Below are 26526 nucleotides of genomic sequence, written 5' to 3' on the forward strand. Positions count from 1 at the left end.
GCTGTTAGCGGCACTTGGGCCAAGGTTCAAACGCCGCGAAACGGCTAATCGAGAAAGTCTGCCAGATCTTCGGGAAAGAACTGTTCCTCCAGCGCGGCGAGTGCAGCGCGGTCGAACCAGCGCCAGGTTTTCATGACCGCGCGTTCGAGTTCGGTATGGCCGCCGGTGTCGATCGCATCGGGATCGACACCGGCCGGCAGGCGCACACGGAAATAGCGCTCGTCGGCGATGACCGGCACGCCTTCGATGGTGATGAATTCGGCCCGCTTCTGAGCAATTTCCGGCCCGGGATCGGCAGTGATGCCGGTTTCCTCAAGCAGTTCGCGGCGCGCGGCCTGCTCGAAGGTTTCGCCGCGATCGACGGCGCCGCCTGCCGTGCACCAGAATGGCGCACGGTCCGGCGGATCGAACCGGAACAGCAGAATTCTGCCCGCATCGTCCAGCAGGATGATGCGCGCGGCAGGCCGAGACGCGCGGGGTGCCATCAGTTCGATCCAGATACGGAAGCCGATTACTTGCCCAGAGAGTCGAGCCGCTTCTGGATTTCGGCCATCTGGTCGCGCAGCGCGGAAAGATCGCCTGCCGAGTCGGCGGCGGGCGCCGGGGCTTCGGACGGCGCCTTGGGCGCATCACCCTTTTCAGCGCCGGGCATGAAGGCCGACGACGCCGCGCGGAACATTGCCATGTTCTGCTCGGCCAGTTTGGCCAGAGGGTTGTTGCCGAGGCTGTCCTCGAATGCCTTGGCGAGCTTGGACTGGTTGGCCCGGAAGTTTTCCATCGAGGCTTCCAGATAATGCGGGATCAGAGACTGCATCGAATTGCCGTACATGCTGATGAGTTCGCGCAGGAAGTTCACGGGAAGCATCTGCTCGCCGTTGGATTCTTCTTCCATGATGATCTGGGTCAGGATGGTGTGGGTGATGTCGGCGCCGGTCTTGGCGTCGAGAACCTTGTAGTCCACCCCCTCGCGGGTCATCTTGGAGAGGTGGTCAAGCGTGATATAGCTTGACGAGCGGGTGTTGTAGAGCCGCCGGTTTGCGTATTTCTTGATGATTACGGTGTTGTCGTCAGTCGACGCCGTTTCAGCCATTACCAGTCCCCAATCCTGCGGATGTTTAGGATATCATCCTGCAATATCGCATTGCAACACAAATTGCTGCGCAGCAAAAGAGGGAATATCCGAAATACATCCGATAACTGGCGGAATTTTCGACTAAAACGCTGGCTGAAGGCTCCATGCGGCGCAAGCACACCGGCAGGCGTTAATTTACGTGGGCGAAAGTGCATCCAGGGCAGCATTCCACGGCAGCATCACGGCGCCGTGGCGCGCCGGGTAGTCACGCGCGGCGGCTATGGCGTCAAGGCGCGGCCAGTCCGGGAAGTCACCTTCACCGCCCAGCCAAGCGGCAATCGCGCGGCGTGCTTGCGCAATCTGGTCCGAGGTGAATCCTGCGGCAGCGCTTGCGAAGATGGCGGCCGCCGCCTGCCCGACAGCGCAGGCCTGACTGCGTACGCCGATCCGTTCGACAATGCCGCCGGCCCCGGTCGAGAGACCGAGGGTAATGGTGCTGCCGCAACTCTTCGAGCGCCCCTCACCGCGCAGCGCAAGATCGTCGGTGAGCGGATAGCGCGCCAGTTCAATCGTCAGGCCAAGTACTTCGGGGGTGTAGAGAACCGCCGCGGTCATAGCGCTCAGCGCGCCGTCTCAGCGGCGACAGCTTCGCGGCGGCGCTCGGCGATCACCTGGACGAGCGCTTCGCTGCTGGCGTTTATGAAGGAATAAGTCCGTGCGGTCGTGATCCAGTCAGGCCGGCCGCCTACGCCCCATACGGTATCGTAGCCCAGCACCAGCACCGAGAAACCCAGCACGATGATGATCACGCCCTTCACCGCGCCGAAGCCCAATCCCAGCACCCGGTCGATCGGCCCCAGGACCGAGGCCCTGCTCTTGCTTCCCGCCCATCTGGCGACCAGCTTCACAAGCGCGAAGGGAATGCCGAGGCATAGCGCGAAAGCAAGCACCGCTGCACCCGATTCCGAACCGACATGCGGCTCCAGCCATGCCGTGGCCGGTGTGTGCAGCATGCGGATGGCGAAGATCGCAAAGACCCACGCGGCCAGCGCCAGGATCTCCTGCACGAAGCCGCGGATAAAGCCGGTAATGGCGCCGAGGCCCACGAAGAGCAGCACGGCAATGTCGAAGCCAGTCATAGACGGAGACGATTAGGCATCGGACAGGATGCGGTCAACGAGGTTGGGCAACATTGCCAGCCCGGAAAATTTCAGCCCCTGTTCCGGCGGCGGTCCATTGGAAGGCCCGAACGCGCTCTCAAAACCAAGCTTGGCAGATTCACGCTGCCGGATCGAGCCATGGGCGACCGGGCGAATCTCCCCCGCGAGCGAGACTTCGCCAAACCACACGGCGGTCGTCGGCAGCGGTTTGTCGCCCAGCGCCGATATCAGCGCGGCGGCGACGGCAAGGTCGGCGGCGGGGTCACTCAGGCGGTAGCCGCCCGCGACATTGAGGTAGACTTCGGCGCTGGAGAAACTCAGCCCGCAGCGCGCTTCCAGCACGGCGAGAAGCATTGCCATCCGGCCCGAATCCCAGCCCACCACGGCGCGGCGCGGAGTGGCTCCGCTTTGCAGGCGTACGATCAGTGCCTGGATTTCAACCAGTACCGGGCGGGTCCCTTCCATCGCCGGGAACACTGCGCTGCCCGCCATTGGTTCCTCGCGGCCGGAGAGGAACAGCATCGAGGGGTTGCCGACTTCGGCGAGGCCCGTACCCTCCATCGCGAAGACGCCGATCTCGTCGACCGGCCCGAAGCGGTTCTTCAAGGATCGCAGGATGCGGTACTGATGGCTGCGCTCGCCCTCGAAGCTCATCACCACGTCGACCATGTGTTCCAGCACGCGCGGGCCGGCGATCGAGCCATCCTTGGTGACGTGGCCGACGAGGACCAGAATGACGCCGTTTTCCTTGGCGTAGCGGATCAGTTCGAACGCGCAGCCGCGGACCTGGCTGACCGTGCCGGGGGCGCCTTCGATCTGATCTGAATGCATGGTCTGGATCGAATCGATCACCAGCAGCGCCGGCGGGTCCATCATGCCCAGCGTGGTCAGGATATCGCGCACCGAAGTTGCCGCCGCGAGTTGGATCGGGGCGCTGGAAAGGCCGAGCCGCTCAGCGCGCAGACGCACCTGTCCGGCGGCTTCCTCGCCGCTGACGTAGACAGAAAGGCCGCCGGCCTTCGCCACATTCGCCGAGACCTGCAGCAGGATCGTCGACTTGCCGATACCCGGATCGCCGCCCATCAGGATCGCCGAGCCGGGCACGAAGCCGCCGCCCAGCGCCCGGTCGAACTCGGAGATGCCGCTGGTGCGCCGCTTGGGGATTTCGCCGGGCTGGTCGAGCGGCGTGAACAGGATCGGCCGCCCGCCTGACGACAAGTCGTGCTTGGACGAGAAGATCGTCTGCGGCGCGTCCTCGGCCAGCGTGTTCCACTCGCTGCAATCGGGGCACTGGCCCTGCCAGCGCGTGGAAACGCCGCCGCAGGCCTGGCATATAAATCGACGTTTCGGTTTCGCCATGGCTGTTCGACTAACCGGAACGGAATGAGAACGCAATTGCCATTCTTGTAATGTTGCCAATATCGCCGCGCTGGGCCAAGCTAGGTGAATGCAGCAGAAAGAACTGCGGATCGCGCTGGTCTGCTATGGCGGTGTCAGCCTTGCGGTCTACATGCACGGCGTCACCAAGGAACTGTGGAAGGCCCTTCAGGCCAGCCGTGCGCTATGGTCACGCGAGGACGCGCCCGAGGGCAGCGCGGCGGTTTATCTGGCCCTGCTCAAGCGGCTCGAAAGTGTAGGCAATGTGCGCCTGCGTATCCTGACCGATATAGTCGCCGGGGCTAGCGCGGGCGGCATCAACAGCGTGTTCCTAGCGCAGGCGATTCATTCGGGGCAGTCGCTGGAGCCACTGACCGACCTATGGCTCGACAATGCCGATGTCGACATGCTGCTCGATCCCGAGGCGCGGCCCGGATCGCGCGCGGCAAAGTTCTGGGCCAGCCCCCTCGTCTCCTACCTGCTGCACCGGCCCGGCAATGCGGTGAGCGCCAGCGTTGCGCCCGAGGCGCGTGCGGAAGTACGCGACAAGCTGTCGCGCCTGATCCGCTCACGCTGGTTCGAGCCGCCGTTCAGCGGCATCGGGTTCTCGCGCCTGCTCTACCGCGCGCTGACGGCTATGGCCGAGGCGCCGGCAGGCAAACCATTGCTACCGGCGGAGCATCCGCTGGACCTGTTCGTCACGGCTACCGACTTCAAGGGCCACCTTGAAACGCTGCGGCTCCATTCGCCTGAACTGGTACTGGAGAGCGAGCACCGCCTGACTTTGGGCTTCCATTCAGTGGCCGGGAAAACTAGCGGGCAGCCGCTGGCCGGTATTCCGGAACTGGTGCTGGCGGCGCGGGCCTCGGCCAGTTTCCCTGGCGCTTTCCCGCCGCTAAGGATCGAGGAGATCGACCGTCTTGTCGCCGAACACGGCGCGTCCTGGCCGGAGCGCGACACTTTCCTGGCGCGGGTAATGCCCGAACATGCGCGGCGCGGGGAACTCGGTTCGGTCTCGCTGATTGATGGCTCAGTGCTGGTCAACGCGCCCTTTTCGGATGCGATGGCGGTGCTGCGCGACCGGCCGGCCATGCGCGAAATCGACCGGCGCTTTGTCTATATCGACCCAACACCCGACCACCTGGGCGCAGAGATGCGCCGCGATACCGCCCTGCCCGGCTTCTTCCCGGTGATCTTCGGCGCGCTTTCCGCGATCCCGCGCGAGCAGCCTATCCGAGACAATCTGGAAACCCTCGCCCGCCAGTCGCGTGAGATGGCGACCCTGCGCGAGATCGTTCTCGCCATGCGGCCGCAGATCGAGGACACGGTGGACAGGCTGTTCGGCCATACCCTGTTCCTTGACCGACCGACGCCAAAGCGTCTCGCCGCGTGGCGGGCCAAGGCGCAGGGCGCGGCGTTGGAGCAGGCGGGATATGCCTATCACGGCTATGCGCAGGTCAAGTTCAGCGGCATCGCGGCGATGATCGCCCGCATGGTTCTGGAGGCAGCGCCGGAGCTGGATTTGCCATCGACCGACCCGATCAGGGCTCGGCTCATGCTGCACCTTGCCGCCAGCGGGATCGATCGCATGCAGGCGCTGCGCGAGGCGGTTTCTCCCGCGATGATCGGGTTCTTCCGCGCGCACGATATCGCGTTCAGGGTGCGCCGCCTGCGGCTGCTGGCGCGGCGGGTGACGCAGGAGTGGGAAGCAGAGCCTGACGTCACCGAAGAAGACCGCGATAACGCCCGCGCGGCGATCTATGCCGCGCTCTCGCTTTATATAGAGCGCGAGCCACTGACCGCGCTGGGCGATGATTTTCCGGCGCTGGCGCGGGCATTTTTTGAAGACCCGCAAGCAGTCGTCGATCATATCGAAAAGCGGCGTAACCTGATCGAGGCCGACGCCGCTGTCGACGATCTGCTGGCTCAGGCTCTGGCCGCCATGCCGCAGGCGCTGCGGCGGCGGGTGCTGCTGGCCTATCTGGGATTCCCGTTCTACGACACCGTAACGCTGCCCCTGCTGCGCGGCGAAGGGCTGAACGAGTTCGATCCCGTGCTGGTCGACCGGATTTCGCCCGAGGACTGCCATGCGATCCGGCGCGGGGGCACCGGCGAGACGCTGCGCGGGACCGAGTTCTACAACTTCGGTGCTTTCTTCAGCCGCACCTACCGCGAGAACGATTATCTGTGGGGACGTCTCCATGGGGCGGAGCGTATTATGGACATGATCGCATCGACGCTGGGCGCCGAGCACGCGATGTCGCCGGTGGAACTGCTGGGGTTCAAGCGCCGCGCCTTCATCGCCATCCTAGATGAGGAGAAGACCCGGCTCCGTGCCGATCCCGGGCTGGTCAAGCGCATCCGGCGCGAGGTTCTGGCGGGGGGTGGGCTTACGCCCAGGCGCTAGGATACCTACGCATCCCCCTTGAAAATATTCAAGCGCCGCAAAAGGTTAACGGAGGGGACTTGCGGACTGACGCGAGGCTGCGTCAGGCGGAACTCCCCTCCGCAATCGCTTATTCGGTCAGGTCGTTCCAGGCGTCCTTCAGCCGGTCGAAGAAGCCCTTGGAGCCGGGGCATTCGTCACCCGTCTCGGTCTCCTGCAATTCCCGCAGGATTTCCTTTTGCCGCACGGAGAGCTTGGTCGGTGTTTCCACCGAAATCTCCACGACCATGTCACCACGGCCGCGCCCCTGCAGCACCGGCATCCCGGTGCCGCGTTTGCGCAGCTGCTTGCCCGACTGGATGCCGGCGGGAATGTCGACGGTGATCGCTTCCCCGTCGATGCCGGGAATCTCGATCGATCCACCCAGCGCTGCGGTCGTGAATGTGATCGGTACTCGGGTCAGCAGCGTAGTGCCCTCGCGCTCGAAGACGCGGTGACGCTTGACGTGCAGGAAGATGTAGAGATCGCCCGGAGGTGATCCGAACGGTCCTGCCTCGCCCTTGCCGGACAGACGGATACGGGTGCCGGAATCCACGCCCGGCGGGATGTCCACCTGCAGCGTCTGCGGCTTGTCCACTCGGCCTTCGCCGCCGCACGAACGGCATGGCTTTTCGATGACCTCGCCCCGGCCGTGGCAGGTCGGGCAGGTGCGTTCCACAACGAAGAAGCCCTGCTGCGCGCGCACCTTGCCGTGGCCGGCACACATCGAGCAGCCGCGCTTGGCGGTGCCCGGCTCGGCGCCGGTGCCCTTGCACGGTTCGCACCCCTGCGAGACTTCGATGGTGATCTCGGTGCTCTTACCGCGGAAGGCCTCATCGAGGCTGACTTCCATGTCGTAGCGCAGGTCCGCGCCGCGGCGCTGCTGCTGACGCCCGCCGCCGCCGAACGAGCTGCCGAAGATCGATTCGAAGATGTCGCCGATATCACCGAAGTCACCGCCCTGGCCGCCGCCGCCGCCCGCGCCCTGCTGGAAGGCAGCATGGCCGTAGCGATCGTAGGCCGCGCGCTTCTGAGGGTCCTTGAGGCAGTCGTAAGCGACGCTGATGAGCTTGAATTTCGCTTCGGAATCGGCGCACCCTGGATTTTTGTCCGGGTGATAGCGCATGGCAAGCCGGCGGTAGGACGACTTGATGACCTTGTCATCGGCGCCACGCTCGACTTCGAGCAGTTCGTAAAAATCTATTTCAGTAGCTGACACGTGATAGTTCCCCGCCGGAATACTCTAACCGCCACCGGCGCGATTTGCACCGGTGGCGGTCAGGGTTTTCATCAGGACTGATCAGCCCTTGTTTTCATCGACTTCCGAGAATTCGGCGTCGACCACATCGTCGTCACCGGCCTTGGCCGCTTCGGGCGAAGCAGCCGAAGCCTGCTCCTTCTCGTAGATGGACTGGCCCATCTTCATCGCCACCTGGCTCAGTTCCTGAGCCTTGGCGTTGATTTCCGCAGCATCGTCACCGGCAAGCGCGGTCTTGGCCGCGGCGATCGCGGCTTCGACTTCAGCCTTCAGAGCGGCGTCGATCTTCTCGCCGTTCTCGGCGATCTGCTGCTCGGTCGCATGGACGAGGCTGTCGGCCTGGTTGCGGGCCTCGGCCGATTCGCGGCGCTTCTTGTCCTCTTCGGCGAACTTCTCGGCATCGCGAACCATCTGGTCGATGTCGCTGTCCGAAAGGCCGCCCGAGGCCTGGATGCGGATCTGCTGTTCCTTGCCCGTGCCCTTGTCCTTGGCGGACACGTTCACGAGGCCGTTGGCGTCGATGTCGAAGGTCACTTCGATCTGCGGCACGCCCCGGCGCGACGGCGGAATGCCGACGAGGTCGAACTGGCCGAGCATCTTGTTGTCCTGCGCCATCTCGCGCTCGCCCTGGAACACGCGGATCGTAACCGCCTGCTGGTTGTCCTCGGCGGTCGAGTAGACCTGGCTCTTCTTGGTCGGGATCGTCGTGTTACGGTCGATCATCTTGGTCATGATGCCGCCCAGCGTCTCGATGCCCAGCGACAGCGGGGTCACGTCGAGCAGCAGCACGTCCTTGACGTCGCCCTGCAGCACGCCGGCCTGGATCGCCGCGCCCATGGCGACGACTTCGTCAGGGTTCACACCGGTGTGCGGTTCCTTGCCGAAGAACTCCTTCACGACTTCGCGCACCTTGGGCATGCGGGTCATGCCGCCCACGAGCACGACTTCGTCGATGTCCTTGGCCGAAAGACCGGCATCGGCGATCGCCTTGCGGCAGGGTTCCAGAGTGCGCTGGATCAGGTCTGCGACCATCTTCTCCAGGTCGGAGCGGGTGATCGTTTCGACGAGGTGCAGCGGAGTGGTGGCGCCGCCTTCCATGCGTGCGGTGATGAAGGGCAGGTTGACCTCGGTCGTCGCGGTGGACGACAGCTCGATCTTGGCCTTCTCAGCCGCTTCCTTCAGGCGCTGAAGAGCGAGCTTGTCGGTCTTCAGGTCCATGTTTTCCTTGGCCTTGAACTTCTCGGCCAGCCATTCGACGATCTTCGAATCGAAGTCTTCGCCGCCCAGGAAGGTGTCGCCGTTGGTCGACTTGACCTCGAATACGCCGTCGCCGATTTCCAGGACCGACACGTCGAAGGTGCCGCCGCCAAGGTCATAGACAGCAATGGTCTTGCCGTCCTGCTTGTCGAGGCCGTAAGCCAGCGCAGCCGCGGTCGGCTCGTTGATGATGCGCAGCACTTCGAGACCGGCGATCTGGCCGGCGTCCTTGGTGGCCTGGCGCTGTGCGTCGTTGAAGTAGGCAGGCACGGTGATGACCGCCTGCGTGACCGTCTCGCCCAGATAGGACTCAGCGGTTTCCTTCATCTTCTGCAGCGTGAAAGCCGAGATCTGCGAAGGCGAGTAGTCTTCGCCGCCAGCCTGGACCCAGGCATCGCCATTCTTGCCCTTGACGATGGTGTAAGGGACCAGTTCGGTGTCCTTGCGGGTCACCGGATCGTCGAAGCGGCGGCCGATGAGGCGCTTCACCGCGAAGATCGTGTTGTTGCCGTTGGTGACGGCCTGGCGCTTTGCCGGCTGCCCGATCAGACGCTCGCCATCCTTGGCGAATGCGACGATCGAGGGCGTCGTGCGGGCGCCTTCGGAATTCTCGATGACCTTGGGCTTGCCGCCGTCCATGACGGCGACGCAGCTGTTGGTGGTGCCAAGATCGATACCAATTACTTTAGCCATTATCCCCATTCCTCACGTCAGTGGGTGACACCGTGCGGATCGCCTCCCTTACACAAGGCAAGGCAGCTTGCACGGCTCGGTGACGCTTAACGTCGTCGAGGCGCGATATAGGGGCGGTTTTGCTTGGAACAAGTGTTCTCGAATGGCATTAGGCGAGCGATTTTTCCCCGGCGAAGTCACAAGGATACCTTGACCGTGAAACCACATCGCCCCCTCGCCCTGCTTCTTTGCACTGCCATGGCCCTTGCGCTGGGCGCCTGCGGCAAGGAGCCGGACAGCCCCACCGCCTCGAACGAGGCCACCCTCACCGGCCCCGATGCCAAGCCGGGACTGGTCGCGAGCGACGGCAAGCTGGTGCTTCCGGTGATCGCCGGGCGCCCGGCGGCGGTCTATTTCACCGTGCGCAACGACGGCGCCGAGCCGGTTACGCTGGCCGCCGTCAGTATTCTGGGCGCCGGCAAGGCCGAAATGCACGAGACCAAGGGCGGCTCCATGGGCAAGGTCGATTCGCTGCCGGTCGACCCCGGCGCGTCGGTTGTCTTCGCGCCGGGCGGGCTGCATGTCATGGTCTTCGACCTGCCTGCCGCGCTCAAAGCCGGTGGCAAGGCGGAGTTGACGATGACGTTTTCTGACGGAGACAAGCTGTCGATGCCGCTCGCCGTCGAGGCGATGGGCGGCGACATGGGCGACATGGGCGACATGGAAGGGATGCACCACTGAGCGTCCCACCCGGAGAAGAACGCGCGCTGACGGCGGGCGAGGCGGCGCTGATCCGCTCCGTCTTCGGCGAGGCGATCGATTGCGGCCCGGTGCGAGTGCGGCGGCGCAAATGGTTTCCATTTCAGCCGGTCAACACGGCGATGGCGCCTTGCGGCCACTTGCATTTCCACCCGCGAGCCAGCTTGTACAGAGGCGATTTCTCGCAGGCACCGCTCGGGCTGCAGGGGCTCTTCATTCATGAGATGACGCATGTGTGGCAGACACAGCGCAAGGGACGGTGGTATCTGCCGCTGATGCGCCATCCGCTGTGCCGCTACGACTATTCCTTGCGTCCAGGCTGGACGCTGGAGCGCTACGGCATCGAGCAACAGGCCGAAATCGTACGCCACATCTTTTTGATGGGGCTTGGCGTGGATGTGCCGGGAGCGCCTCCACTGGAAAGCTACCGGGGCATAGTGCCGTTCGACCGCGCCCGCCTCTAAACCAAACTGCGTCGTGAAACGAAACGGGGCGCGGCGATATTTCGTCCGCGCCCCACGTGCGACCCATTTGGGTTATCTAGTCCGCGCCCAGATCAGCAATCGCGATCCCAGTAACGGTCGCCGCGGCGGTCGTAGCGATAGCAGCCGCGATCGCCATCCTTCTTTGCGGTGGAGCCAGCCACAGCGCCTGCTGCCGCACCGATCGCCGCGCCGGTGGCTACGTTGCCGCCCGTAATGGCACCGACGCCTGCACCGAGTGCGCCGCCGGCGAGAGCGCCTTCACCGCCGTAGTTGCTGGCACAGCCAGCCATGCTGAACGCACCGGCTGCGAGGATGGGGAGGATAAACTTACGCATCGATGGTCTCCGAAAAAGTCATGCTATGCCAAGTCAACGGAGAAAAACGCGAGAGGTTCCGCCGCAACAAAACGACACATGCTTCGGAACGCTCGGCATAAGCAGTGTTTGCCGGGAAAATGCCCGACCGCAAACATAACCCCGGCAAAGCACTACGCAAACGCAGCGCCGCCGGGGTCATGCATTTAACAAAATCCGCTCAGGCCGAGCTTGTCGAAGCCCCCTGACCCAAGCGCATCGCTATCAGTCGGGCTTCTTGGCCACGGCCACCATCGCGGGGCGCAGCAGGCGGTCCTTGATCATGTAACCGGCCTGGAGCTCCTGCACGATCGTGCCCGCTTCGACATCGGCCGAGGGAACCTCGATCATCGCCTGATGCTGGTTGGGGTCGAGCGGCATGCCCATGGCGGCGATGCGGGTGATGCCGTGGCTGGTGAACACCTTGTCGATCTCGCGGCCCGTGGCCTCGATCCCGGCGACGAGGCCCTTGAGCTTCTCGTCCTCGCGCATGTCGGCGGGGATCGCCGTCAGCGCGCGGGCCAGGTTGTCCGACACCGACAGGATGTCGCGGGCAAAGCCGGTGGCGGCATAGGCGCGCGTGTCGGCGACGTCCTTTTCCAGACGGCGGCGCACGTTCTGCGTTTCGGCGCGGGCGTAAAGCACTTCCTGCTTCGCGCCGGCCAGTTCCTCACGCAACTGCGCCAGTTCTTCGTTCTCGCCCTTGGAATCCAACATATCCTCGGGAACCCCCTTCAGTTCCTCGGCCACGGCGGCGTCTACAGTCTGGTCTTCGGGAGACTGCTTCTTGTCGTCGGTCATATTCTTCTACTGTTCCAGCTATCCGATGAGCTTGCCCAGGCTCTGGGCAGTGAAATCCACCATGGGCACTACGCGCGCATAATTCAACCGCGTGGGGCCGATAACCCCCACCACGCCGACCACCTTTCCTTCCCGGTCCCGGTACGGCGAGGCAATCACCGAAGACCCGGAAAGCGCGAAAAGCCGGTTCTCCGAGCCGATGAATATCCGCGTCGCCTGCGCCTCGCGCGCGGTGTCGAGCAGGTCGGCGACCGATTGCTTGTTTTCAAGGTCGTCGAGCAGCGAGCGCACCCGTTCGAGATCGGTCAGCGCCGCCTCGTCCAGCAGATTCGCCTGTCCGCGCACGATCAGCACCGGGCGGGCCATGGCGTCCTCGCTCCACACGGCCAGCCCGCGTTCGACAAGGTCGCGGCTGGCGGCATCGAGCGCCGACTTGCCCGAGGATATGTCGGCGCGCATCGCCAGCGCTGCTTCGGCCAGCGTGCGGCCGATCAGATGCGCGGAAATGTAGTTGGAGGCTTCCTCCAGAGCACCGGGCGGCAGGCCCATGGGCAGTTCAACGATGCGGTTTTCCACCCCGCCGTCCTCGCCCACCAAAACGGCCAGCGCCCTTCCCGGCCCCAGCGGCACGAGTTGCAGGTGCGTCAGGCGCGGCTCACGCCGGGGCACCATGACCACGCCCGCGCCCGAGGTGAGGCTGGAAAGCAGCGCACTGGTCGCCTCCAGCGCTGCCTCGATCGGGCCGGGGGTCGAGATGCGGCTCTCGATCGCCAGGCGTTCCTCCACCGTGGGTTCGGCCACCTGCATGATGCCGTCCACGAACAGGCGAAGCCCCGCCTCGGTCGGCAACCGGCCGGCACTGGTATGCGGCGCGGCGAGCAGGCCCTGCCCCTCAAGGTCCGCCAGCACCGATCGGATCGAGGCAGAGGACAGGTTCATGCCCCCGGGCCCGGCCAGAATCTTCGAACCGACCGGCGCACCGGTGGCGAGATAGCCTTCCACCACCAGCCGGAAGATGTCGCGGGCGCGGGTGGTCATTTCGGTGATCGGCGGCGTGGGCATATGTTTCATTTAGGCCATGCCCCGGCTTAGGCAATGCCCCGCTTGGGCACAGTCGACTTCCACAGGACTTGCGGCCCCGCGGCTTATGCGACTAGGGGCCGAGCGTAGTTTCAGACAAGGATGACTCCATGCGACCTTCAGGCCGTGCCGCAGACGAAATGCGCGCCATCGATATCCAGACCGGCTTCACCAAGCATGCCGAAGGCTCGGTGCTGATCTCGTTCGGCGATACGCGCGTGCTGGTCACCGCCTCGGTCGAGGAAAAGGTCCCCCCGTTCCTGCGCGGCAAGGGCGAAGGTTGGGTTACGGCAGAATACTCGATGCTGCCCCGCGCCACTCACACGCGCGGCAGCCGTGAAGCGGCCAAGGGCAAGCAGTCGGGCCGCACCCAGGAAATCCAGCGCCTGATCGGCCGTTCCTTGCGTTCGGTGGTCGACATGAAGAAGCTGGGCGAGCGCCAGATCGTGCTCGACTGCGACGTGATCCAGGCCGACGGCGGCACCCGCACCGCCTCGATCTCGGGCGCATGGGTTGCGCTGCGTCTTGCCGTCGACAAGCTGATGGCCGAAGGCAAGATCAAGGAAGACCCGATCCAGGCCCGCGTCGCCGCCGTTTCCTGCGGCATCTGCGAAGGTACCCCGGTGCTCGACCTCGACTACATCGAGGACAGCGCCGCTGATGCCGACGCCAACTTCGTACTGATCGAAGGCGGCAAGATCGCCGAAGCACAGGCCACCGCCGAAGGCGCGACGTATGACGAAGAAGGCCTGCTGCGCCTCCTGCGCCTTGCCCGCATCGGCTGCGAGGGTATCTTCGCGGCGCAGGCCAAGGCTGTTGGCCGCTAAAACTACCCTGCATGGCCTCCGCCAATGTGGAGGCCATGCGCCTGATGTGTGAGGAATATTCGATGACCCGGAAACTCGACGGACAACGCCTGGTCATCGCCACGCACAACGCGGGCAAGCTGCGCGAGATTTCCGCGCTGCTCGCCCCTTACGGCATCGAGTGCCTGTCTGCCGGCCAGCTCGGACTGCCCGAGCCTGAGGAAACCGGCACCACGTTTGCCCAGAACGCTTTGCTAAAGGCCCACGCCGCCGCCAAGGCCGCGCAGTTGCCGGCGCTTGCCGACGACAGCGGTCTTTCGGTGACGGCGCTGGGCGGGCGCCCCGGCGTCTACACCGCCGACTGGGCCGAGCGGCAGTGGTTTGAAGGCGATCCGGGCCGCGACTGGTACATGGCGATGGGCAAGGTCGAAGGCCTGCTCGCGCAGCAAGGCGCCGAAGTCGACCGTTCGTGCTGGTTTTCCTGCACCCTCGCCATCGCCTGGCCCGAGGGTGATGAGGCCGTCTACGAGGGCCGCGTGAACGGCGCCTTCTGCTGGCCGCCGCGCGGCACGATGGGCTTCGGTTATGACCCCGCATTCATACCCGAAGGCCACGACCAGTCATTCGCCGAGCTGCCGCTCGCGGAAAAGCAACGCATCAGCCACCGCGCCGATGCCTTTGCCAAGCTGGTCGCGGAGCAATTCGGCGCGTAAGCTGATCTGATGGCCCGCGCTCTATACATCCACTGGCCGTTCTGCCTCGCAAAGTGCCCCTACTGCGACTTCAACAGCCATGTCCGCGACCGGGTCGATCATGCCGCATGGCAGGATGGACTGCTCGCCGACATGCGCCACGAACACGCGCTGGCAGGCGGCGAACCGCTCGATTCGATCTTCTTCGGCGGCGGCACGCCATCGCTGATGCCTCCTGCCCTCGTGGCACGGCTGCTGGAGGAAGCGGAAAAGCTCTGGGGCTTTGCGCCCGGCATCGAGATCACGCTGGAGGGCAACCCCTCCTCGGTCGAAGCGGCGAATTATGCCGCGCTGGCAAGCGTGGGCGTCAACCGCGTGTCGCTGGGCATTCAGGCGCTCGACAACGAGACGCTGCGTTTTCTTGGACGGCTGCACGATGCCGGTGAAGGGCTGGCTGCGCTGGATGTGGCGCAGACGCATTTTGACCGGGTCAGCTTCGACCTCATCTATGCCCGTCCCGGCCAGTCGCTGGACGGCTGGCGCGCGGAGCTTTCGCAGGCGCTGTCCTACGGGACGGGGCACCTCTCGCTTTACCAGCTGACCATAGAGCCGGGTACGCGCTTCGAGACGATGGTGCGCAAGGGCGACTTCACGCCGCTGGACGAAGACGCCTGCGCCGACATGTTCGCCCTTACCCGCGAGATGACCGCAACTGCCGGCCTGCCCGCCTACGAAATCAGCAACCACGCCCGCCCTGGCGAGGAAAGCCGCCACAACCTGACGTACTGGCGCTATCAGGACTATTGCGGCATCGGCCCGGGTGCCCACGGACGGCGCGGCGGCGTTGCCACCGTGCGCCACCGCAAGCCGGAGAACTGGCTGGCCGGCATCGACGCCAGGCGCCACGGCGTTGTCGAGGAACGCGGCCTTGGCCTCTCCGAACAGGCGAGCGAGGCCATGCTGATGGGCCTGCGCCTGCGCGAAGGCGTGGACCTCGATGTGATGGCGAAGCGCTTTGGCCACCGTCCGGCGCAGCTATGCGATACGTCCAAGGCGGACTTCTACGAACGACAGGGCCTGATCCGCCGCGAAGGTTCGTGGATCGGCGTGACCGAGGCCGGCATGTGCCTGCTCGACGGGCTGCTCGGCGAACTGGTGCCCTCAAGCCTGGTCGAAGGCTGATGGCCCAAAAGGCCGACCTTATGGAGGCCTGGGGCGCGTATCTGGCACACGATCGCCGCCGCAGCCCGCATACCGTGCGCGCCTATCTGGCAACGGCCTCGCGCCTGCTGGATGCGCTGGGTGACAGCGACTGGGGTTCGCTGGCGAAGATCGAGGCTCCGGCGCTGCGCGGTCATCTCGCGGCGCGGCGGCAGGACGGGATCGGCAATGTCTCCGCCGCGCGGGAGCTTTCGGCGCTCAAGGCCTTCCTTTCCTTTGCCCGCAACCGAGCCGGGATGGCGCAGGCGGCCCCGCCGCGTCTCAAGGGGCCGCGCGTGAAGAAGGGCCTGCCGCGCCCGATCACCCCGGACGAGGCGGTGAACCTTGCCTCCATTGTCGAGGAAGACGCCTCGCTGCCATGGATCGGCGCGCGCGACCGGGCGGTGCTGCTATTGCTCTACGGCGCGGGGCTGCGCATTGCCGAGGCCCTGTCGCTGACCGGCGCGGTGCTTCCATTGGCCGAGACGCTGGTGGTTACCGGCAAGGGCAGCAAGCAGCGCATGGTGCCCTTGCTGCCGATCGTGCGTGCGGGCGTCGCGGATTATGTAGAAAAGTGCCCCTGGCCGGTAGAGCGGGACAAGGCGCTGTTCCGGGGTGCCAAGGGCGGGCCGCTCTCTCAGGGGATGGTGCAAAAGGCCGTGGCGCGCGCGCGCGTGGTGCTGGGCTTGCCGGCAAGCGCCACGCCCCATGCCTTGCGCCACAGCTTTGCGACGCACCTGCTGGGTGCGGGCGCGGACCTGCGTTCGCTTCAGGAATTGCTGGGGCATGTGTCGCTAAGCTCGACGCAGATATATACGCGGGTGGATGCAGCGACTTTGCTGGACGTCTACCGCAACGCGCATCCGAGAGAACAGGGATAATGGAGATTTCCCGCGATCAGCCCTCGCGCGGCTTCCATGTCGCCACGCGCCAGATATAGCCGATCACGGTCGCCACGCCGATCGCCACGGTAGCCCATCCCAGCCACACTTCCGCCTCGGACAGCGTATGGCCAAGCCAGCGCCCGCCCAGGATCAGCAGGGCGTTCCAGATCGCAGCGCCCGCAGCGGTGAACAGAAGAAACCGCAAGTGCCCCATGTGTGCCAGTCCCGCCGGGACCGAGATCATCGTGCGGAACATCGGCATGAAGCGCAGCACGAAAACCACCCAGTGCCCGTGCCGCCGAAGGAATTTACCCGCCACTTCGACATCGTGCCACTCCAGCGTCAGCCAGCGGCCCCAGCGGTTTATGAACGGGCGCAGGCGTTCGTAACCCAGCCGGTCGGCGATGAGGAACAGTACGTAATTACCCAGCGCCGCTCCAGCCGTGCCCCATAACAGGAGCGGCCAGAAGTGCATGTCGCCGCGCGCTACGGCGATCCCGCCAAGGCCCATGATGACCTCGGACGGGATCGGCGGGATGATATTCTCCATCGCCATCAGGAACATGATGCCGAGATAGCCGCCCTGCCGGACGATTTCGTAGATCCACTCAGCCATGGGACGCGCCGATCACATCGCCGCGTGGCGGACCTCGATGGCGTCCCAGATCATGGCCCCGGTGTCGGTGCCGTTGAAGCGGTCTATCGCCACGATGCCGGTGGGCGAAGTCACGTTGATTTCCGTCAGCCATTTTCCGCCAATCACGTCGATACCAACGAAAACCAGCCCGCGCGCTTTGAGTTCCGGGCCAAGCGCTGCGCAGATTTCCTCTTCAGCCGAAGTGAGCTGGCTGGCCTCTGCCGATCCGCCCACCGCAAGGTTGGAGCGGAACTCGCCCTCGCCCGGCTTGCGGTTGATGGCGCCCGCGAACACGCCGTCGACCAGCACGATGCGCTTGTCGCCTTCCGACACGTCGGGGAGGAAGGGCTGGACCATGAACGGCTCGACCCAGGCGTTCTCGAACATCTCGATCAGCGCGCCGAGGTTGGAGCCATCGGCAGGCACCCGGAACACCGCCTTGCCGCCGTTGCCGTGAAGCGGCTTGATGACGAGATCGCCCGGGTTACGCTGGTTGAACGCCTTCACGTCCTCGATCCGGCGGGCGATGAAGGTGGGCGGCATGAACCGCGCATAGTCGAGGACGAAGACCTTCTCCGGCGCATTGCGCACGGCGGCCGGATCGTTGACCACCAGCGTGCGCCCGGCAAGGCGCTCCAGCAGGTGAGTGGCGGTGATGTAGCCCAGGTCGAACGGCGGGTCCTGGCGCATCAGCACCACGTCGATGTCTTCGCCAAGGTCGATCAGCCGGTATTCGCCCCGCGTGAAGTGAGCGCCTTCCACTTTCTGCACGGTGACCGGCGCGCCCCAGCAGGTAAGCCGTCCGGCGGCGCCGTGCGAGGCATCATAGGCCAGAGTGCGTACGTCGTAATGGAACAGCGTATGCCCCCGCGCCTGGGCGCTGAGCATCAGTGCGAACGAGCTGTCGCCCCCGATCTTGACGGTTTCGAGCGGGTCCATCTGGACGGCTACGCGTAAGCTCATGGCAGGTATCGGCCTTTGCGAAAGGGTTGTCGGGCGCGGCTTAGCCGCAACGCCCCAAAGGTGCGACCGGAATTGCGAGTTTCAAGCGTTGAGCTTTGCTAAACTGTCGCCGATCATCCCATCGGCTGCCAGGCATTGATGATCCGGCGTGGCCACTGACCGGGCGCGATGAGGATCACGTCGATGCGCACGTCGTCGCCTGGCCGCTGGTAGCGCGCGGTCAGCAGCGCGGCGCCGTCCGCCACGCGCCGCAGCCGCCGTTCGTCGATGGCGATGTCGAGTTCCTTGCCGGTGCGCCGCCACTTCACTTCCACGAAGCACAGCATCCGTCCGCGCCGCGCGACAAGGTCCACCTCGCCGCGCCGGGTCTTCACCCGCCTTGCCAGCACCCGCCAACCGGTCAGCCACAGGTAGACCGCAGCCAGTGTTTCCCCGCGCCGTCCGTCCCGCTCGGCCCGCGCGCGGGTGTTCATTTCAGTTCCCCCGTCATTTCAGCTCCATCGCCCGCGCGTAAAGCGTCTTGCGATCAAGCCCGGTCGCCTTGGCCACAGCCGCTGCGGCCTGCGAGGCCTTTGCCTCGGCCAGCGCTGCCAGCAGCAGGGCATCTACATCGACCTCGCCCTTGGCCTCATCCCCCGGCGGGGCGATCAGCAGGACGATCTCACCCTTGGGCGGATGCGCCTCGTAGTGCGCGGCGATCTCTGACGGAGCGCCGGTGCGGCATTCCTCGAACTTCTTGGTCAACTCGCGCGCCACGGCAACCTCGCGCCCCGGCAGGACCGCTTCGATCGCCGCCAGCGATGCCCCCAGACGCGGTGCGGTTTCGTAGAACACCAGCGTTGCCGGCACGGCGGCAAGGCTGGCAAGCGTATCCTCGCGCGCCTTGGCCTTGTTGGGCAGGAAGCCGGCGAACAGGAACCGGTCGTTCGGCAGACCCGAAAGCGTCACGCCAACCACCGCGGCATTGGCGCCGGGCAGGCTGGTGACGGCAATGCCCCGCTCCCGCGCGGTACGCACCAGTCGGTAGCCCGGATCGGAGATGAGCGGCGTGCCCGCATCGCTCACCAGCGCCACGGGTTCAGCCTCCATCAGTGCAAGCAGGCGTTCGCGGTCATGCTCGCCTGCGTGATCGTCGTAACGGATAAGCCGTTGCTTTATCCCCAGATGATGCAGCAGCTTTCCGGTGATGCGGGTGTCTTCGCAGGCGACTGCGGCCACACCTTTCAGGGTGTCGACGGCCCGCAAGGTGATGTCCCCCAGGTTGCCAATGGGGGTTGCGACTATGTACAGGCCCGGCGAAAGTGTGTTTTCCATCACCAGACTCATGGCCCATAGACCAAGGGAGCGGCAAGCAATGTTCGACAAAGGCCAAGATCGGCGGATCAATCGGCGCAATCTCCTCGCCGCAGCCGCGATGGCCGTGCTCGCGGGCTGCGCCGTGGTACCCAAGGCGCCGACGTCGACCGCCCCTCCCCCGCCCCCGCCAACGCGCCCCACACAAAGCGACATCCCCGTGGATACCGAGCGCCACCGCGTGGCCCTGCTGGTGCCGGTGACAGGCGCTAATGCGGGTGTCGGCCAGTCGATCGCCAATGCCGCCAACATGGCTTTGCTCGACACCTCGGCAAAGAATCTGCGCGTCACAACCTACGATACCTCGGCCAACGCCGCCGAAGCCGCGCGCAAGGCCGTCGCTGACGGCAACCAGCTGATCCTGGGGCCGCTGCTGGCAGACGACATTCCGGCGATCTCCGCTGTTGCAAGGGCCGCCAAGGTGCCGGTGATCTCGTTCTCGAACGACGAAAAGGCGGCCAACAAGGACGTCTTCATCATGGGCAACCTGCCGGGCCAGTCGGTCACCCGCACGGTCGAATATGCCCGCGCCCAGGGCATTTCGACTTTCGCCGCGCTGGTTCCGCGCGGCGATTATGGCGACCGCACCAGCAGCGCCCTGCTTGGCGCCGTGCGCGCAGGTGGCGGCTCGGTGATCGCGCTCGAACCCTATGAGCGCAGTGCCGCCTCGATCGCTTCGGCCGCGCAGCGGGTGAAGGCCAAGGGCGGCTTCGACGCGCTCCTCATCGCCGACAGCGGCAGCCTTTCGGCCCGCGCCGCGACCGCGTTCAAGGGCCCGGTCAAAGTCGGCGGCTCCACCGTGCGCGTGCTCGGCACCGAACTGTGGAGCGGCGAGCGTGAGCTGACCACCACCCCCGCACTGGCCGGCGCATGGTTCGCCACCGTTTCCGACCAGCGCTTCGGTCAGTTCTCCAAGAGCTACCGTGCCCGCTTCGGCGGCCAGCCCTTCCGCATCGCCACGCTGGGCTACGACGCCGTCCTGCTGACCTTGCGCGTCGCGCGCGACTGGAAGCCCGGTTCACGCTTCCCGGCGGAGGCCCTGCGTGACACCAAGGCTTTCCCCGGCGGGTTCCTGGGCGTGGACGGCGCTTTCCGCTTCACGCGCGGCGGCCTTGTCGAGCGGGCGCTGGAAGTGCGCGAAGTCCAGACCGGCGCCGTCAAGGTCATCAGCCCGGCCCCGGTCAAGTTCGGCGAGTGATTCGCCGCGGGCCTTCAATTGGCCCGCAAGGACCCGGGCGGTTGCTTCCGTTCGTGCCGATAACCCCGGCACGGACGGATAAAACTGTTCCCGATTTGGTCCATACTGCTCTCAAGGCCCGAAAACGGGTGAGCCTGCGGAAAAACCTTGGCTACGCGCTTGCTTGCGGAATCGCGCTCCCCCTATAGTCGCGCTCATGGCCGACGACCTGTTTGACAAGCTCCCCGCCGCAACCGGCGAATCCTACGATGGCTCGGCGATCGAGGTGCTGGAGGGGCTTGAACCCGTCCGGCGCCGTCCCGGCATGTACATTGGCGGCACTGACGAACGGGCGCTGCACCACCTCGCCGCCGAAGTGCTCGACAACGCGATGGACGAGGCCGTCGCCGGCCACGCCAACCGCATCGAGTTCACACTGGAAGAGGAACCCGGCACCGCCGGGCGCATCACCATCACCGACAACGGGCGCGGCATCCCGGTTGACGAACACCCCAAGTTCCCTGGCAAGTCGGCGCTGGAGGTGATCCTCTCCACGCTCCACTCGGGCGGCAAGTTCTCCGGCAAGGCTTATGCCACCTCGGGCGGTCTGCACGGCGTGGGCATCTCGGTGGTCAACGCGCTTTCGGTGAAGACCCGCGTGGAAGTGGCTCGCAACAAGGAACTCTACGCGCAGGAATTCTCGCGCGGGCAAACGCTCGGGCCAATCCAGCGCGTGGGCGCGGCGCCCAACCGGCGCGGCACTTCGGTGACCTTCACCCCAGACATCGAAATTTTCGGCGACCAGAAGTTCAAGCCCGCACGCCTGTTCAAGCTCGTGCGCTCCAAGGCCTATCTTTTCGCGGGCGTCGAAATCCGCTGGAAATGCGCGCCCGCACTGGCCGTCGACGGCGTTCCGGCCGAGGCGACGTTCCAGTTCCCCGGCGGTCTTGCCGACCATCTTGCCGAGCAGATCGGCACCCGCGAATGCGTCACCACGCAGTTCTTCTCCGGCAGCCAGGACTTCCCCAAGGGAGATGACGGTTCCGAACAGGGCCGGGTTGAATGGGCGATCGCCTGGCCGCTCTACTCCGACGGCGCGTATTCCTGGTACTGCAACACCATCCCGACACCCGATGGCGGCACGCACGAACAAGGCCTGCGCGGCGCGCTGACCAAGGGCATCCGCGCCTTTGCAGACCTGGTCGGGCAGGCCAAGAAGGCCAAGGACATAATACCGGACGACGTGGTGACCGGCAGCGAAGTCATGCTCTCGGTCTTCATCCGCGACCCCCAGTTCCAGAGCCAGACCAAGGACCGCCTCACTTCGCCAGAGGCCGCGCGCATGGTGGAAGCGGCTGTGCGCGACCACTTCGATCACTTCCTCACCGACAATCTCGACCGGGGCAAGGCCCTGCTGGGCGCGGTGATGGAGCGTATGGACGACCGCCTGCGCCGCAAGGCGGAGCGCGAGGTCAAGCGAAAGACCGCCACCAACGCCCGCAAGCTGCGCCTTCCCGGCAAGCTGACGGACTGTTCTGGCGAAGGCAGCGGCGAAACCGAACTGTTCATCGTCGAGGGCGATTCGGCAGGCGGTTCGGCCAAGCAGGCCCGTGACCGCAAGACTCAGGCGATCCTGCCGATCCGGGGCAAGATCCTCAACGTCGCCAGCGCCACCGCCGACAAGATCCGCGCGAATTCGGAAATCGCCGACCTCGGCCTCGCGCTTGGCTGCGGCACCCGCAAGGACTGCAACGCCGACAACCTGCGCTATGACCGGGTCATCATCATGACCGACGCCGACGTCGATGGCGCCCACATCGCCACGCTGCTGATGACGTTCTTCTTCCAGGAAATGCCTGACCTGGTGAAACGCGGGCACCTCTACCTTGCCCAGCCGCCGCTCTACCGCCTCGTCTCCGGTTCGACCTCGGCCTATGCCCGGGACGATGCCCACCGCGCGGAACTGGAAGCGACGCAGTTCAAGAACAAGAAAGTCGAGGTCGGCCGCTTCAAGGGCCTTGGCGAGATGAACCCGCAGCAGCTGCGCGAAACCACAATGAGCCCGAAGAGCCGTTCGCTGATCCGCATCACGCTGCCGCCGGAATACGAAGACCGCGCGGCGGTGAAGGACCTTGTCGACCGCCTGATGGGCCGCAATCCCGAACACCGCTTCCAGTTCATCCAGAACCGTGCGGGTGAAATCGACCCGGAACTCATCGATGCGTGAAACCGGTTTGCGCGCCGCTGCTGCGGCCGTGCTTTCCGGGCTTCTCATCGCGCCGATCTGTGCCCACGCGCAGGACGATGCCGCCAGGCTGCTGGAACAGCGAACCGGAGAAGTCGTTGCCGTCCTGCAGGGCAAGCGCGATCCGGCCGATGTGTTCGACGCCAGGTTCCTTGCCGCCGTTCCGCCCGAACAGCTGCGAACGCTTGCCGCAAAACTCACCGCGCAGGGCGGCGAAGTACAGGGTTATAAAGGCTTCCTGCGCGAGAAACGGGGATCGGCCACCTTTACGCTGCGCTTCGCCCATGCCGCCGCCCCGGCGCGGATCGAACTCAACCCGGCGGCGCCGGGCAAAGTGTCGGGTTTCCGCATCTTCGCCCTGACGCCGGCCGGTGACAGTTTTGAACAAATCGACGCCGATTTCGCCGACCTCCATGGCAAGGCAGGCTACGCTGTCTTCCAGCTGGGGGAGGACGGCGGATCGCCGACGCTCACGCACGGCCGCGCTGCGGATACACGGCTGGCGATCGGCTCCACCTTCAAACTCTACGTTCTGGCCGCCCTTACCCGGCAGGTGCAGCAGGGCCAGCGCCGCTGGAGCGACGTGGTGCCGGTTACCGGCAAGTCCTTCCCCGGCGGCACCATTCACAATCTTCCCGAAGGCGCGCCGGTGACGCTGCACACCCTCGCCAGCCTGATGATTTCTATCAGCGATAATTCCGCGACGGATATCCTCGTGCGGCTGGTCGGGCCTGAGGCATTGGAGCGGGAAGTGAGGCTGTCCGGCCATGCCAAACCCGAAGCCATGCTGCCGATCCTGACGACGGGCGAGATTTTTGCCCTGAAAAGGCAGGGCAAGGACGCCGCGCAGCGCTACGCCCGCGCCGCCCCAGCGCAGCGAGCGGCGCAGCGCGCGGCGCTCGATCTTTCCGGGGTTGCCGAGGCGGACCCCGGTGAAGTCTTCGGCCACGGCCCTGTCGCGATCGAGCAGGCCGAATGGTTCGCCTCGCCCGCCGACCTCACCCGGATCATGGACGACCTGCGCAGACTGGGCAGCAAAGAAGCCTTCGATATCCTGGCGATCAATCCCGCGATGGACAACATCACCGTCAAGGACTGGCCCTACGTCGGCTACAAGGGCGGTTCCGAAGACGGCGTGATCAGCATGACGTGGCTGCTGCGCGGCAAAACAGGCGCATGGTCAGTCGTGAGCGGCAGCTGGAACGATCCCAACGCCGTAGTCGACAACGACCGCTTCCAGACGCTGATGCTACGGCTCGCCAAGCTGGCGGGCGGGTAAGCCAGGCGCCACAGCGCGCCGCCAGGCAGCCGCGAACAGCCCCGCCAGCACTAGTGGCATCACAGGAATCCCGGCGTTCATCGCCAGCGGCCGGGCAAACGCCGGAGCGGCAAAGGCGAGCGTAATCGCCAGCTTTTCCCAAGGCGCAAAGCCGCCGCGCAGCCCCTGCCCGGTCAACCACAGCAGCGGAAAGGCAAGGATTACCATGTCGTAATCGAGCACGAACGGCGTTGCCAGCGGCGCCCCGACCAGAGTGCCGGCCGCAAGGGCGGGCGACCAGCGGCGGCGCCAGGCAGCCCATCCCACCAGGCCGGCAACCGCGAGCGAGACGATCGCCTGCACCGCGTAGGCCGGCGTGGTGGAGGCCCCCAGCAGCTTGAGTGCGGCGAAGGGGCTGGTCATCTTGGCGTAGCCGACCCCTCCGGCCGCCATGGCTTCCTCGGCCCGGGCGCTGGCGGCGAGCCAGTCGGGCCAGGTCTGCCACCCGAAGGCGAACGCCGCGATGGCGGCCAGCGTCAGCGCGGTCAGCGCGGCGGCGATGATGACTTTCCATTCGCGTGTCAGCAGCAGGACCAGCGGCAGCAGCACGCCGAACTGCGGCTTGATCGTCGCCAGCCCGAACAATACGCCCGCCAGCACCGGGCGCGAAGGCACCAGCCATGCACCCAGCCCCAGCAGTCCGGCGACGAGGAAGGCGGTCTGTCCATGCGTCACCACGATCGGCACGGCGGGAAACGCCAGGAACAGCAGCCATAGCGGCATCCGCGTGTCCGCCTCTCGCCACCAGCCGCGCAGGGCTGCGAGGTAGACGGCCGCCGTCGCTGTCAGCCAGAGGCCCAGCGCCGGAAAGTACCCCAGCAGCCCGAGCGGCCGGCAGAACGGCAGGAAAGAGGGGGGGTAGAAGAATGCGGTATATCCCGTGTCCGACGCAAACAACAGGCGCTGCGCCGCGATATGCGCTGCCCCGTCATAGGGATTGGCATGGGCGCCCAGCATCTGGCCTACCGTCCAGAAACTGATGAAGTCGCTTCCCAGCAGGAACCCGTTGCGGTCGACCCCGCCATGCGATGTCGCGATCAAGGCGATCAGCATCACGGCATTGAGCAGCGCAAGCAGGCGCAGGTATCCGCGCGCGCGCGCGGCGCCCAGCCAGTCCATCGTGCGCAGGAAATCAGCCCCCATGGCCCGTGCTGTGCAACGCGGTGGCGGGGTTGTCCATCGCCGGTTGCGCACCCACCAAACGACCTTGCCTTGCTGCGACGCACAACTTAGACCTTAACCGGATAGTTAAAGCGGACAGGACGGCCTATGCAGCGTTTCGAAGGCACCAGCGATTACGTCGCCACCGAGGATCTCAAGGTTGCGGTCAATGCCGCCGTGCTGCTGCGCCGCCCGCTGCTGGTCAAGGGTGAGCCGGGCACCGGCAAGACCGTGCTGGCCGAACAGATCGCCGCCGCCCTCAAGGCGCCGCTCATCACCTGGAACGTGAAGTCCACCACCAAGGCGCACCAGGGCCTTTACGAATACGATGCCGTGGCCCGCCTGCGCGACGGCCAGCTCGGCGACGAGCGGGTGCACGATATTGGCAACTACATCCGCAAGGGCAAGCTGTGGGAGGCCTTCACCGCCCCCGAACTGCCGGTCCTGCTGATCGACGAGATCGACAAGGCCGACATCGAATTCCCCAACGACCTGCTCGCCGAACTCGACCGGATGGCCTTCGATGTCTACGAAACCGGCCAGCACATCGCCGCCGCGGAACGCCCGGTGGTGGTCATCACTTCGAACAACGAGAAGGACCTGCCAGACGCATTCCTGCGCCGCTGCTTCTTCCACTACATCAAGTTCCCCGACCGGGAGACGATGGAAGCCATCGTCGACGTGCACTTCCCCGGTATCCAGAAGACGCTGGTGCGCAAGGCCATGGAGATCTTCTACGAACTTCGCGACGTTCCCGGCCTGAAGAAGAAGCCTTCAACCAGCGAACTTCTCGATTGGCTCAAGCTGCTCTTGAACGAGGACATGCCGCTGGACGTCCTGCAGAACAAGGACCCCAGCAAGGCGATCCCGCCGCTCCACGGCGCGCTGCTGAAGAACGAGCAGGACGTGATGCTGTTCGAACGGCTGGCCTTCATGAGCCGCCGGGGCAGCTGAGATGACTGTCCCCTACACCGGGCGCTGCAACTGCGGCGCTGTCACCGTTTCCATCGCGGCGGAACCTGCGGCAACGCGCCAGTGCTGGTGCCGCCAGTGCCAGCGCATCGCCGCAGGTGGGCCGACCAACAATGCGATGTTCCCCACAGATGCGGTTACGATCACCGGCAGCCGCGCCGATCACGCCTATGTGGCAGCGAGCGGCAACGTGCTGACGCATGAGTTCTGTGCGGACTGCGGTACGCCGGTGCTGGCAAGATCGAGCGCCCGGCCGCAGTTTCGCACGATCCGCCTGGGCCTGCTGGACGAAGGCCACGGCCTGAAGCCCACGATGGCGATCTGGACCGACGAGGCGCCCGACGGGGCGGTGATCGACCCCGCGCTGGAACGCTTTCCCGCGCAGCCTCCAGCGCCCGCTCCCTCTTCGGCGAGTTGAT

At 65.4% G+C, this 26526-nt stretch carries 27 protein-coding genes; 12 read left to right on the forward strand and 15 right to left on the reverse strand.

Annotated elements, in window-relative coordinates; genetic code table 11:
* Positions 1 to 44: 44 nt before the first annotated feature.
* The 5 genes from V474_RS03860 to radA form a co-directional block, all read right to left on the reverse strand.
* Positions 45 to 485, reverse strand: a complete 441-nt coding sequence (locus V474_RS03860; RefSeq protein ID WP_059150191.1) for an NUDIX hydrolase — start codon at positions 483 to 485, stop codon at positions 45 to 47.
* Between the two features lie 26 nt (positions 486 to 511).
* Complete coding sequence (phaR, locus tag V474_RS03865; RefSeq protein ID WP_059150192.1) at positions 512 to 1090, reverse strand: polyhydroxyalkanoate synthesis repressor PhaR; 579 nt, start codon at positions 1088 to 1090, stop codon at positions 512 to 514.
* Positions 1091 to 1267: 177 nt separating this feature from the next.
* Positions 1268 to 1687, reverse strand: a complete 420-nt coding sequence (locus tag V474_RS03870) for an iron-sulfur cluster assembly scaffold protein (RefSeq protein WP_059150193.1) — start codon at positions 1685 to 1687, stop codon at positions 1268 to 1270.
* Between the two features lie 5 nt (positions 1688 to 1692).
* A complete protein-coding gene (locus V474_RS03875) occupies positions 1693 to 2211 on the reverse strand; it encodes a CvpA family protein (protein ID WP_059150194.1) in 519 nt (172 codons plus the stop codon).
* Between the two features lie 12 nt (positions 2212 to 2223).
* Positions 2224 to 3591, reverse strand: a complete 1368-nt coding sequence (gene radA / locus V474_RS03880) for a DNA repair protein RadA (protein WP_059150195.1) — start codon at positions 3589 to 3591, stop codon at positions 2224 to 2226.
* Between the two features lie 88 nt (positions 3592 to 3679).
* Between radA and V474_RS03885 the strand changes: the two genes are divergently transcribed.
* Entirely contained in the window at positions 3680 to 6016 is a 2337-nt protein-coding gene (locus V474_RS03885; RefSeq protein WP_059150196.1) for a patatin-like protein, read from the forward strand.
* Between the two features lie 109 nt (positions 6017 to 6125).
* Here the strand turns inward: V474_RS03885 and dnaJ are convergent, their stop codons facing one another.
* Together dnaJ and dnaK are read right to left on the reverse strand one after the other, a co-directional pair.
* Positions 6126 to 7253 (reverse strand): molecular chaperone DnaJ, encoded by a 1128-nt coding sequence (gene dnaJ, locus V474_RS03890; RefSeq protein WP_059150197.1) that lies wholly within the window; start codon positions 7251 to 7253, stop codon positions 6126 to 6128.
* A gap of 81 nt (positions 7254 to 7334) precedes the next feature.
* Positions 7335 to 9242 carry a molecular chaperone DnaK gene (dnaK, locus tag V474_RS03895; protein ID WP_059150198.1) on the reverse strand — a complete coding sequence of 636 codons (1908 nt, stop codon included), beginning with the start codon at positions 9240 to 9242 and terminating at the stop codon, positions 7335 to 7337.
* Positions 9243 to 9437: 195 nt separating this feature from the next.
* Here dnaK and V474_RS03900 point away from each other — a divergent pair, with 195 nt between their 5' ends.
* Both V474_RS03900 and V474_RS03905 read left to right on the forward strand, forming a co-directional pair.
* Positions 9438 to 9962, forward strand: a complete 525-nt coding sequence (locus V474_RS03900; protein ID WP_236710625.1) for a copper chaperone PCu(A)C — start codon at positions 9438 to 9440, stop codon at positions 9960 to 9962.
* Positions 9959 to 10444: a hypothetical protein gene (locus V474_RS03905; protein ID WP_059150200.1), complete on the forward strand. Its 486-nt coding sequence runs from the start codon at positions 9959 to 9961 to the stop codon at positions 10442 to 10444. The genes V474_RS03900 and V474_RS03905 overlap by 4 nt, the downstream gene beginning before the upstream one ends.
* A 92-nt stretch (positions 10445 to 10536) precedes the next feature.
* On the opposite strand, the gene V474_RS03910 is transcribed toward V474_RS03905, so the two are convergent.
* The 3 genes from V474_RS03910 to hrcA all read right to left on the reverse strand — a co-directional run bounded on the left by V474_RS03910 (position 10537) and on the right by hrcA (position 12681).
* The gene (locus V474_RS03910) at positions 10537 to 10800 is read right to left on the reverse strand and encodes a glycine zipper domain-containing protein (protein WP_043973094.1); all 264 of its coding nucleotides are present in this window, start codon (positions 10798 to 10800) and stop codon (positions 10537 to 10539) included.
* Between the two features lie 243 nt (positions 10801 to 11043).
* Positions 11044 to 11619 carry a nucleotide exchange factor GrpE gene (grpE, locus tag V474_RS03915; protein ID WP_043973093.1) on the reverse strand — a complete coding sequence of 192 codons (576 nt, stop codon included), beginning with the start codon at positions 11617 to 11619 and terminating at the stop codon, positions 11044 to 11046.
* 18 nt (positions 11620 to 11637) lie between these two features.
* Positions 11638 to 12681 (reverse strand): heat-inducible transcriptional repressor HrcA, encoded by a 1044-nt coding sequence (hrcA, locus tag V474_RS03920; RefSeq protein ID WP_043973091.1) that lies wholly within the window; start codon positions 12679 to 12681, stop codon positions 11638 to 11640.
* A 128-nt stretch (positions 12682 to 12809) separates the two neighbouring features.
* On the opposite strand from hrcA, the gene rph reads away from it, so the two are divergent.
* The 4 genes from rph (at position 12810) to V474_RS03940 (ending at position 16278) form a co-directional block, all read left to right on the forward strand.
* Positions 12810 to 13526, forward strand: coding sequence for a ribonuclease PH (gene rph, locus V474_RS03925; RefSeq protein WP_059150201.1), 717 nt, complete (start codon positions 12810 to 12812; stop codon positions 13524 to 13526).
* Between the two features lie 62 nt (positions 13527 to 13588).
* A complete protein-coding gene (gene rdgB, locus V474_RS03930) occupies positions 13589 to 14218 on the forward strand; it encodes an RdgB/HAM1 family non-canonical purine NTP pyrophosphatase (RefSeq protein ID WP_059150764.1) in 630 nt (209 codons plus the stop codon).
* Positions 14219 to 14227: 9 nt separating this feature from the next.
* Entirely contained in the window at positions 14228 to 15379 is a 1152-nt protein-coding gene (gene hemW / locus V474_RS03935; protein ID WP_059150202.1) for a radical SAM family heme chaperone HemW, read from the forward strand.
* Complete coding sequence (locus tag V474_RS03940) at positions 15379 to 16278, forward strand: tyrosine recombinase XerC (RefSeq protein ID WP_059150203.1); 900 nt, start codon at positions 15379 to 15381, stop codon at positions 16276 to 16278. Before hemW ends, V474_RS03940 begins: the two co-directional genes overlap by 1 nt.
* 16 nt (positions 16279 to 16294) lie before the next feature.
* Here V474_RS03940 and V474_RS03945 read toward each other — a convergent pair whose 3' ends face one another.
* The 4 genes from V474_RS03945 to rsmI all read right to left on the reverse strand — a co-directional run bounded on the left by V474_RS03945 (position 16295) and on the right by rsmI (position 19195).
* Positions 16295 to 16897, reverse strand: a complete 603-nt coding sequence (locus V474_RS03945; protein ID WP_059150204.1) for a DedA family protein — start codon at positions 16895 to 16897, stop codon at positions 16295 to 16297.
* A gap of 12 nt (positions 16898 to 16909) precedes the next feature.
* Positions 16910 to 17881, reverse strand: coding sequence for a glutathione synthase (gshB, locus tag V474_RS03950; protein ID WP_059150205.1), 972 nt, complete (start codon positions 17879 to 17881; stop codon positions 16910 to 16912).
* Positions 17882 to 17994: 113 nt separating this feature from the next.
* Positions 17995 to 18354: a YraN family protein gene (locus tag V474_RS03955; RefSeq protein ID WP_059150206.1), complete on the reverse strand. Its 360-nt coding sequence runs from the start codon at positions 18352 to 18354 to the stop codon at positions 17995 to 17997.
* Positions 18355 to 18367: 13 nt separating this feature from the next.
* Positions 18368 to 19195, reverse strand: coding sequence for a 16S rRNA (cytidine(1402)-2'-O)-methyltransferase (gene rsmI, locus V474_RS03960; protein ID WP_059150207.1), 828 nt, complete (start codon positions 19193 to 19195; stop codon positions 18368 to 18370).
* Positions 19196 to 19235: 40 nt separating this feature from the next.
* On the opposite strand from rsmI, the gene V474_RS03965 reads away from it, so the two are divergent.
* The 3 genes from V474_RS03965 to V474_RS03975 all read left to right on the forward strand — a co-directional run bounded on the left by V474_RS03965 (position 19236) and on the right by V474_RS03975 (position 23935).
* The gene (locus V474_RS03965; RefSeq protein WP_059150208.1) at positions 19236 to 20432 is read left to right on the forward strand and encodes a penicillin-binding protein activator; all 1197 of its coding nucleotides are present in this window, start codon (positions 19236 to 19238) and stop codon (positions 20430 to 20432) included.
* A gap of 196 nt (positions 20433 to 20628) precedes the next feature.
* Positions 20629 to 22638 carry a DNA topoisomerase IV subunit B gene (gene parE, locus V474_RS03970; protein WP_059150209.1) on the forward strand — a complete coding sequence of 670 codons (2010 nt, stop codon included), beginning with the start codon at positions 20629 to 20631 and terminating at the stop codon, positions 22636 to 22638.
* Positions 22631 to 23935, forward strand: a complete 1305-nt coding sequence (locus V474_RS03975) for a serine hydrolase (RefSeq protein ID WP_059150210.1) — start codon at positions 22631 to 22633, stop codon at positions 23933 to 23935. Before parE ends, V474_RS03975 begins: the two co-directional genes overlap by 8 nt.
* Here the strand turns inward: V474_RS03975 and V474_RS03980 are convergent.
* Positions 23906 to 25117 (reverse strand): glycosyltransferase family 87 protein, encoded by a 1212-nt coding sequence (locus V474_RS03980; protein ID WP_059150211.1) that lies wholly within the window; start codon positions 25115 to 25117, stop codon positions 23906 to 23908. The two genes, V474_RS03975 and V474_RS03980, sit on opposite strands and share 30 nt — an antisense overlap.
* Positions 25118 to 25243: 126 nt before the next feature.
* On the opposite strand from V474_RS03980, the gene V474_RS03985 reads away from it, so the two are divergent.
* Together V474_RS03985 and V474_RS03990 are read left to right on the forward strand one after the other, a co-directional pair.
* Positions 25244 to 26089: an AAA family ATPase gene (locus V474_RS03985; protein ID WP_059150212.1), complete on the forward strand. Its 846-nt coding sequence runs from the start codon at positions 25244 to 25246 to the stop codon at positions 26087 to 26089.
* Between the two features lies 1 nt (position 26090).
* On the forward strand, positions 26091 to 26525 hold the full coding sequence (locus tag V474_RS03990; RefSeq protein ID WP_059150213.1) for a GFA family protein: 435 nt from the start codon (positions 26091 to 26093) through the stop codon (positions 26523 to 26525).
* Position 26526: the final 1 nt, after the last annotated feature.

Origin of the sequence: Novosphingobium barchaimii LL02, from assembly GCF_001046635.1 — a bacterium.
Classification (GTDB): Bacteria; Pseudomonadota; Alphaproteobacteria; order Sphingomonadales; family Sphingomonadaceae; genus Novosphingobium; species Novosphingobium barchaimii.